Source organism: Corallococcus sp. CA047B, from assembly GCF_003612065.1.
Classification (GTDB): Bacteria; Myxococcota; Myxococcia; order Myxococcales; family Myxococcaceae; genus Corallococcus; species Corallococcus praedator.
Genome location: NZ_RAWD01000383.1, coordinates 1 through 8,084, shown reverse-complemented (window position 1 = coordinate 8,084; position 8,084 = coordinate 1). Strand labels below are relative to the sequence as shown.

The window sequence follows — 8,084 nt, the reverse complement described above, 5'->3', positions numbered from 1 at the left end:
GCTCCGGGTGGGGCTCCTTGCGCGCCCCCGAAGGAATCCTCGTCGTCGAGCGCGCCTTCCTCCTCGGAGGCCTCGTACATCGGCATCTCCTTGGGCATGGGCACGGGCTCATGCATCACGATGGACGCGGGGGCGGGGGACCGCATGGCGTCGTAGCCCGCGAACAGCTCGTCCAGGCCCGGGGCGGGTTCGCGCCATCCGGAGCGCGCGGGCGGAGGCTGGCTGCGCCCGATGCGCAGGGACTTCAGCTCCGGCACCTCCGCGCGGCGCTCCAGGTCCGCGGTGGAGACGGACAGCCGCACCCCCGTCCAATCCTCGCCGGTGCGCTGGAGCACGGCGGCGCGCATGCGCAGCGTGCCTTCCTCCAGCGTGCGCGGCAGGCGCAGGTCATACGTGGGCACCCAGCGCGCGCCCGACACGGCGTACTCCAGCACGAGGCGCGCATCCGTGTTCGCGGGGAGGGGGCCCGACAGCGTCAGCTGCGCCGCGCGGAACAACTGGGCCCGGTCGCCGCTGAGCGCGGAGGACAGCTCCTGCACGCGGCGGCGGCGCAGCTCCACCTCCGCCGTGGCGTCGCGCTGCTGACGCTCCAGCTCCAGCCGCTGGGCATGCAGCGCCGCCAGCTCCGTGTCCACGAAGCCCGCCAGGGACAACATCGAGGACAGGGGCGCCTCCCTCGGAGGGTGGCCCTTGCGCACGGGCGGGAAGACGGGCGTCAGCCGCTGGAGCGCCTCCAATTCCACGCGCACGCGCTCCAGCCGGCCGTGCACGTCCGACAGCGCGGTCTCCGCGGCTTCGAGCGCGTGCTGCTCCGAGGGCAGATCCGATTCCGACGGCAGCCGCACCTCGAAGGCGGGACGCAGGTCGCGGACGAGCAGGCCGGAGGGGCCTTCCACGACCCGGGCGCGCAGGGACGAAGCGCGCAGGGCCAGGGGCAGGCCCTGGATGCGGACCTTGTCGGGCAGGTGGCCCTGCTCAGGGGACAGCACGAAAGCGCGCGTGCACAGCGCTCCTTCGGCATGAACCGTGACGGATTCCAGGACGGACGGTACGACGCGCATGGGCCCCCTCTTCCATGGAGAGGGCCGCACGCTAACCGACGTCCCCGCGAATGGCGACGGTCGGCACACGGGCTGTTCCGACGCGGCTTCACGCACCGCGCCGTCAGGCCACCCGCCAGGTCAGAACGCGCGGTTCACGGCATAGCCGCAGATGCGGTGCTCGGCCTTGTAGGTCGCGGGGCCGGGGACGCCGTCGATGGGACCGGTGTAGCCGAAGCTCCGGCCCACGGTCTGCACGCGGGTCCAGTAGATGGAGCCGGGGATGCCGTCCTCCTGCGCGGAGGTGCGGGGCCCGCCGCGGTTGTTCAGCTCCCGCGCGGTGATGCGCACGCGGACCTTCTCCGTGTTCGGACCCGTCACCCCGTCGATGGGGCCCGTGTAGCCGAAGTCGCGCTGGCCCACCGTCTGGATGCGCTTGTAATAGATTTCACCCGGGATGCCGTCGAACTCCGTGGACGTCTGCGGAAGGCTTCCTCCCGGCGAACCGCCGCCCCCCGCGATGCGTCCGCCCGCGTAGTCCATGGACCAGCCCAGGTAGCGCGCGCCCGTCTTCGACGAGTAGCCGGAGACGCTGTTGACGCCAATCGCATCCCCCCAGGACTGGGACAGGTTGTACGTCGCCATGAAGACCGTGCCGCCGCCGCCGTTCAGGTCCGCGCCCACGTGCCCCGCCGAACCGATGTCCCACCAGTGGAAGGCGCCGATCAGCGCAGTGGACGCGTTCGTCGAGACGATCCTCGAGGCCCGGTAGGCCTCGATGGCCGTAGGCCGCACCGCGGAGTCGGGAAGCTGTCCGAAGCGGACCATCAGCGAACCGCACCACTGGTTCCACGAACCGCCGTCGCGCTTGGGATTGGCGGCCGCATAGGCCCGCGCCCGGTCATAGATGGGCGAGTTCGCCTCGCCCTCCACCGTCCCAATCCCAGACGCCTCCAGGGAGGACTCCTCCACCACGTTTCCACCACAAGCGGCCAGCAGCAGGACCGCGGATACCAGCAGGGCAGGGGACCACGTCTTCCGGTTCGCACGCATCGTCTGTCTCCAGGAGAGGGATTCAGTAAGATTGAAATTTACCAACAAAACATATTATACATGATTTTCTTTGCTGGAGCTGGTTTCGCGTGGGAGCGCGGTGATCCGTGCGAAGGTTGCGGGCCATGCGAACGTCCTGGCTCCTGTCCTCGTTGTTGCTGCTCTTCGGCTGCGCCACCACGCCGTCCGTGCCCCCCGGTGGGGAGGGCGCGGATCCCCTGCATCAGGTGCGGCGGGTGCAGGTGGCCCAGGGAGTGGAGCTGGAGGTGCTCGACTACGGCGGAAAGGGACCGGCGCTCGTGTTCCTGCCGGGCCTGGGCAGCACCGCGCATGTCTACGACGTGCTGGCGCCCGAGTTCGTCGCCACGCACCATGTCTACGCGTTCACCCGGCGCGGGTACGGCGCGTCGAGCTGGCCCGCCAGCGGCTACGACAGCGCCACGTTGGGGCACGACGTGCTGGTCGCGCTCGACGGGCTGGGGCTTTCGAAGGCGACGCTCGCGGGGCACTCGCTCGCGGGGGATGAGCTGAACTGGCTGGGCATCCACCACCCGGAGCGCGTGGAGGCGCTCATCTTCCTGGACGCCACGGACAACCGGGGGGAGATCGCCACGTTCCTGAAGGACCGGCCCCTGCCGCCGCTGCCGTTCTCCGTGCTCGACGGCCAGCCATCACGCGAGGCCGTGTCCGCCATCCTGACGCGCGACCTGGGTGGCAGCTTCCCGCCGCATGAAATCGATCAGGCGTACGAGTTCGATGCCGCGACGGGCGCCTACCTGCGCTACCACCGGCTCCCCGAAGCGACGGAGTTGTCGGTGCGCGGCGCGGCCCTGCCGGACTTCGCGAAGCTGACCGGGCCGGTGCTGGCCATCTCCGACGGGCAGGCGTTCTCCGCCTGGATCGAGGCCCTGGCCACGCGCGAAGGCGTGCCCGCCGACCTGGCGGAGCGCGCCCGGGCCTTCCTGCCCGAGCTGCGACAGCATGAGGCCACGCAGGACGCGTTGCTTCAGGGCATGCCGAACTGGAAGCTCGTGAAACTCGATGGCGCCGGGCACTACCTCTGGCTCACGCGGCACGCGGAGGTCGTGGCAGCGATGCGTGGCTTCCTCGCGCGTTGAGGCCAGGTTCCGTCAAGTCATGGGATGACACAGGCCAGCCACTCCGCACGTGGGGTGGCTGGCCCGTTTGTTCTCGCGTCAGCTGCCGGAGATGATCGCCGTACCGCACGAGTACGGCGTACCACTGGGGCCGTTCTGCCGGCAGGCCACGATCTTGACCCTCGCGCCCTCGCGGACGATGTCCACGTTGTTGCTGGCGTGGGTGTTGTACCCGGTTCCAACGTAGACGCGCGCGAACGCCTTCCACGACCCGTTGGCCTGCTGGACCTCGACCCAGCCGACAACGCCCTCATTGTCGGAGTCCGTGTCGTACACGGTGTAGATGTCGCCGTCGTCGTTGAAGTAGGTCTTGCCCGCGGTGTCTCCCGCGTCCGACGTGTATGCCGTGCCGTTGGCTGCGAAGGCAGGGGCACCGCCCAAGCCAACCAGAACGGCAACGACCGCACCCAAAGCCGCCCTACGGATCATCATGCCCTTCATCGTGAGTCTCCTGGTGAATTGATGAGTGAGCGCTGCCAGCGGCCTGAGCCCCTGCGCCCATTCATGACCCTAGATGGGGTGGTTATCTGGTTGTTCATGAAAAGCTGCTTAGTCTTGTCTAGAGTTCACTATGCATTACAGCTTCTCCCTCTGGGGTTGGGAGGCCAACAGTTCCGGACAGCCCGGGCGCGGTCTGGGATTGGAGTGAGAACGACCAATGCCTCTCAATCCTTCTGCCCAGCGGCTCCAGGCATCAGCTCGCGTCGGTGCGGACCACGGCCGGCGCGGGCTCCGGCTCCACATTCACAGGGCGGCCCAGACAGTCCTCGCCGTCCCCGGGTGCGGGTGTGCTGCGCGGCCGGTACTCCCAGTGCCACGGCTCCGAGGCCACCGTGCGGCGAAAGCCGAAGCGACACGCGTTTCCCGCCAGCCATTCGTAGGTGGGCGACTCCAGTTCGCCGCCCACGACCAGGTCCACCGCCAGCCCGCGGTTGTGATTGGAGCGGCCCGGTCGCGCGGCCTTCGCGCCCTTGCCCTTGCGGTAGAGGCGCCACAGGTAGCGCTGCTGCTGGTACGAACGCCATGCGCTCGTCACGAGCAACGACTGCCCGGACTCACGGGCCGCCGCCGTCATGCGCTCGAAGGATGCAGCCGCGTCGCGGTGGAGCCGGTGCCCCCCGTGGATGCGCACCAGGCGCGGCGCCTTGGCCTTCGCCTTCTGGGCCTTCTTCACGTCCTGGGCGAACCCGACGGGCGCCAGGAGACAGACGAGGAGCACGAGGCCCCAACGCAGCAGGGGAACCGACATTCGGAGGTCCAAGCAGTAGGCGAGGACGCGACGGTGACGCCTTTATTCCCCGCAGAAAAGCAGGCAGGCCGCCGAGCGCTCCACGTGCGTGCCCGGATGCCCGGACGCCCGGTGGACCCTAGAAGAGCTTGAGCTGGGGAGACGGTGCCGGGGCGTCCCGGGGCGGCAACACGGTGAAGCCATGGGCGCGGGCCCACGCCTCGCTCGGGCCCTTCCAGTGGTGCGCGTCCATGCGCACGTGGCCCTTGTCGTCGAAGGCCACCCCTTCGGCCTCCAGCAGCTCGCGCTGGCGGGCGCCGGACGTGCTGATACCGCCCGTGCGGTTGATGATCCGCTGCCAGGGCACGCTCACCGCGCGCGACCCCAGCGCGGCCATCGCGTGGCCCACGGCGCGCGCATCGCAGCCCTGGCCGACGATGGCGGCGATGTCGCCATAGGTGGCCACCTGCCCGGACGGCACCTGTTCGCAGACGACGTAGATGCGTTCGAAGGGGTCCTGCGGATCAGTGGGGGATGCCATCGGGGCCTCCGGGGTGGGTTGTGCGGGGACCACCCTACCCGGAACGTTGGCCCGTGTCCTCGTCAGCGTTCCGGATGGGCTGCCCTGGCGGCGGCCTCCGCCAGCGTCCGGCTCACGCGCGCGGCCTCGGCCGCCACCATGTCCGCGGACCTTCCGCGACGGTTGAGAAGACCGACCTGGTAGAGCGTCGCGTAGCCGTGCGCCGCCGCGAAGTGATGCTCCAGGAGCGCGAGGGCCGCCGTCCCGTCGCCCCGGGTGATGCCCAGCGCGGGCTCCAGCATCATGTCCATCAGCCGTCGCCCCGCCGCCGCCAGACCCTGCTCCTTCCGGGCATCGATCTCCTCCGAGAAGATGACGTCGAAGCCCGCGCGGCGCTTCACCACGAACTTCACGTAGGCCGCCGCCGTGGCGGCCAGCTCCTCCACCGGGCCCTCCGCGCGGGCCATCGCCTTCTCGAACGCGTCCGCCAGGGCGAGGGCTGAACGCTCCGCGGCCGCCGCGAACAGGGACTCGCGGTTCGGGAAGTGACGGTAGGGAGCGGCGCTGCTCACGCCCGTCCGCCGCGCTGCCTCCGCGACCGAGAGCGCGGCAGCGCCCCCCTCCGCGATGAGCTCCAACGCTGTCTCCACCAGCGCGTCACGCAGATCGCCATGGTGGTAGCGACGGCGCACCGTCATGCGCGGCTCCTGGACGATTGTCTTGATCTCATGTAAGAGGGCTCTTACTTTTCTGGGGCATCGACGGATTCGCAGCGAGAGACTGGGGAGAGCTTCATGGCGGGAATCCAAGATAAAGTCGTGGCGATCACAGGGGCAAGCAGCGGAATCGGAGAGGCGACCGCGCTGCTGCTCGCCGAACGTGGCGCGAAGGTCGTCCTCGGCGCGCGCCGCGCGGACCGCCTGGAGGCGTTGGAGTCCCGCATCGCTCGGGCGGGCGGTGAAGCCACCCACGCCAGCATCGACGTGAGCCGCCGCGACGACCTGTCCCGGTTCGTCGGACTGGCGTGTGAGCGGTATGGCCGGCTGGACGTATTGATCAGCAACGCCGGGGTGATGCCCGTCTCACCGCTCGACGAGCTGCGCGTCGAGGACTGGGAGGCGATGATCGACATCAACCTCAAGGGTGTCCTGTACGGCATCGCGGCGGCGCTGCCCGTCTTCCGCAAGCAGGAGTCCGGGCACTTCATCAACGTCGCCTCCACCGCGGCCCACCGCATCGTCCCGAACCAGTCGGTCTATGCCGGCACGAAGTTCGCCGTGCGCGCCATCTCCGAGGGCCTGCGCCAGGAGGCCGGCGACAAGCTGCGCGTCACGGTCCTGTCGCCCGGGATGACACGGACCAACTTCGCGGAGGGCGTCACCAGTCCCCAGATGAAGGCCCTGCTTGGCACGTCCCGGGACTCCTTCGCGATGCCGCCGGAGGCCGTCGCCCGCGCCATCGCCTTCGCGATCGAACAGCCCGCCGACGTGGACGTGGGCGAGATCATCCTCCGTCCGACCGCGCAGGGCTGAGCGTCAGGCCGCCATGGACCGCCGCGTTTGCCGGGGCGGGGCCTCCCACCTCAACCGCGCCTGTCCCGCAGCCGCGTGTATGTGTACGACACCACCAGCAGCATCACGCCCAGCAGGATGAAGGTCAGCACCCGTTGATCCGGCGGCAGCCGCGCCACGTCCACCAGCACCAGCCGCCCCAGCGCGAGCCCCATCACCGCCAGCGCGGCCAGCCGGTACCACCGCTCGCGCACCGCGAAGCCCAGGCCGAAGAGCAGGAACGCGGCGATGACCCAGCCCAACGTGACGAGCCCCGATGGCATCCGCGCGCCCACCAGCGCCACCAGGGACAGGCCCGCGCCCACCGCGCCCACCGCCGTGAACAGCGGCCGTGTCTCCGGTTCAGGCAGGCCGGCCACGCGCACCGTCCCGCCGCGCTCCACCAGAACGAACGCCACCACCAGCCCGGCGAGCAGCGTCAGCCGTCCCGGCGTCTCCCACTCACAGGCCGCCAGCGCCACGAAGAGGATGAGCACGCCCACGCCGCGCAGCACCGGCGAATCCACCCCGCGCGCGGCCAGCCCCGCGACGAGCCCCGTCACCGTCCAGGCCGCCACCAGCGCGACGTCCTCGTAGCGGGCGGGCATCGCCAGGGCGAGCGTCACCGCGCCCAGCGCCAGGTACGCGTGCATCAACCCCACGGGCGCGCGCTGGAGCCGGGCCGCCACCGCCCCCGCGCCATGGGCCGCGGCGACGATGAGCAGGAAGCTGAAGAGGTGCGACTCCTGCTCCTGGGAGACCTCGTATGCGCCCAGCGACGTGAGCCCCACCCAGTTGAGCAGGGTGAACGCGAGGCTCGCGCGCAGGGGCAGGTCGCGCGGGCGGGCGAGCAGCGCCACGGAGAACAGCAGGAAGTAGAGCGCGAGGAAGCCCAGGCTCAGGAAGAGCCGGTCGTCCTCCGGCGCGCCGGGGGCCATGTGGCCCGTGCGCACCGCCCAGACGACGTGCGTGCTGTAGACGGCCACGAGGCTGGACAGCGGCACGATGACCCAGCGGTTGCGCACGAGGAAGAACAGCGCGCCCGCCGCGAGCAGCGTGGTGGACAGCAACGTGAACGCGGTGATGTCGCTGAGCATCCCGGTGTGCAGCCCCAGGAACAGCGCGATGCCCGCCACCGTCTCCGACTGCATCCGGTGCGCGATGGTGACGATGGCCACCACGAACCCCGCGAGCAGCACCAGCGCCAGCACCTGGCTGTCGATGACCCGCACCGACGGGATGAAGTGCAGCGCATAGGTGACGAAGTACGCGAGCGCCAACCCACCGCCGAAGACGATGCGGCCGAACAGCTCATTGCGCCGCGACAGCCACAGCCCGAACGCGCCCAGCCCCGCGCTCAACAGGTAGCCCGCGCCCACGCGGGCCAGCATCCCCAGCTCCCCGAAGCGGTAGGTGATGAGGTACGCGATGCCGATGATGAGCGCCACGATGCCCAGCCGGCTCAGCCAGTACGTGCCGACGTGCGCTTCCAGATCCCGCTGCTCAGGCGCGGCCGCCGGGGGCGCGACGGCGGGG

The 8,084-nt window shown here is 70.2% G+C and carries 9 protein-coding genes; 2 read left to right on the top strand and 7 right to left on the bottom strand.

Going from position 1 to position 8,084, the window contains the following annotated elements; translation table 11 throughout:
* Together D7X74_RS36485 and D7X74_RS36480 are read right to left on the bottom strand one after the other, a co-directional pair.
* The coding region (locus D7X74_RS36485; protein WP_120537598.1) for a DUF4139 domain-containing protein at positions 1-1,061 on the bottom strand (1,061 nt) is incomplete at its 3' end.
* A 120-nt stretch (positions 1,062-1,181) separates the two neighbouring features.
* Positions 1,182-2,093 carry a hypothetical protein gene (locus D7X74_RS36480; protein ID WP_120537597.1) on the bottom strand — a complete coding sequence of 304 codons (912 nt, stop codon included), beginning with the start codon at positions 2,091-2,093 and terminating at the stop codon, positions 1,182-1,184.
* A gap of 125 nt (positions 2,094-2,218) precedes the next feature.
* Between D7X74_RS36480 and D7X74_RS36475 the strand changes: the two genes are divergently transcribed.
* The gene (locus D7X74_RS36475; RefSeq protein ID WP_120537596.1) at positions 2,219-3,211 is read left to right on the top strand and encodes an alpha/beta fold hydrolase; all 993 of its coding nucleotides are present in this window, start codon (positions 2,219-2,221) and stop codon (positions 3,209-3,211) included.
* A 78-nt stretch (positions 3,212-3,289) separates the two neighbouring features.
* Here D7X74_RS36475 and D7X74_RS36470 read toward each other — a convergent pair whose 3' ends face one another.
* The 4 genes from D7X74_RS36470 to D7X74_RS36455 form a co-directional block, all read right to left on the bottom strand.
* Positions 3,290-3,631 carry a hypothetical protein gene (locus tag D7X74_RS36470; protein ID WP_147444530.1) on the bottom strand — a complete coding sequence of 114 codons (342 nt, stop codon included), beginning with the start codon at positions 3,629-3,631 and terminating at the stop codon, positions 3,290-3,292.
* Positions 3,632-3,944: 313 nt separating this feature from the next.
* Positions 3,945-4,499, bottom strand: coding sequence for a D-alanyl-D-alanine carboxypeptidase family protein (locus D7X74_RS36465; RefSeq protein ID WP_120537594.1), 555 nt, complete (start codon positions 4,497-4,499; stop codon positions 3,945-3,947).
* Between the two features lie 118 nt (positions 4,500-4,617).
* Positions 4,618-5,019 (bottom strand): MGMT family protein, encoded by a 402-nt coding sequence (locus D7X74_RS36460; RefSeq protein ID WP_120537593.1) that lies wholly within the window; start codon positions 5,017-5,019, stop codon positions 4,618-4,620.
* A gap of 62 nt (positions 5,020-5,081) precedes the next feature.
* A complete protein-coding gene (locus D7X74_RS36455) occupies positions 5,082-5,696 on the bottom strand; it encodes a TetR/AcrR family transcriptional regulator (protein ID WP_120537592.1) in 615 nt (204 codons plus the stop codon).
* A gap of 96 nt (positions 5,697-5,792) precedes the next feature.
* Here D7X74_RS36455 and D7X74_RS36450 point away from each other — a divergent pair, with 96 nt between their 5' ends.
* On the top strand, positions 5,793-6,530 hold the full coding sequence (locus D7X74_RS36450) for an SDR family oxidoreductase (protein WP_120537591.1): 738 nt from the start codon (positions 5,793-5,795) through the stop codon (positions 6,528-6,530).
* Positions 6,531-6,580: 50 nt separating this feature from the next.
* On the opposite strand, the gene D7X74_RS36445 is transcribed toward D7X74_RS36450, so the two are convergent.
* Positions 6,581-8,084: DUF2339 domain-containing protein (locus D7X74_RS36445; protein WP_120537590.1), on the bottom strand; the 1,504-nt coding region annotated here is incomplete at its 5' end.

Coding starts and splice junctions, on each gene's coding strand:
- D7X74_RS36480 (WP_120537597.1), bottom strand. CDS start 2,093: ATGCGTGCGAACCGGAAGACGTGGTCCCCTGCCCTGCTGGTATCCGCG.
- D7X74_RS36475 (WP_120537596.1), top strand. CDS start 2,219: ATGCGAACGTCCTGGCTCCTGTCCTCGTTGTTGCTGCTCTTCGGCTGC.
- D7X74_RS36465 (WP_120537594.1), bottom strand. CDS start 4,499: ATGTCGGTTCCCCTGCTGCGTTGGGGCCTCGTGCTCCTCGTCTGTCTC.
- D7X74_RS36460 (WP_120537593.1), bottom strand. CDS start 5,019: ATGGCATCCCCCACTGATCCGCAGGACCCCTTCGAACGCATCTACGTC.
- D7X74_RS36455 (WP_120537592.1), bottom strand. CDS start 5,696: ATGACGGTGCGCCGTCGCTACCACCATGGCGATCTGCGTGACGCGCTG.
- D7X74_RS36450 (WP_120537591.1), top strand. CDS start 5,793: ATGGCGGGAATCCAAGATAAAGTCGTGGCGATCACAGGGGCAAGCAGC.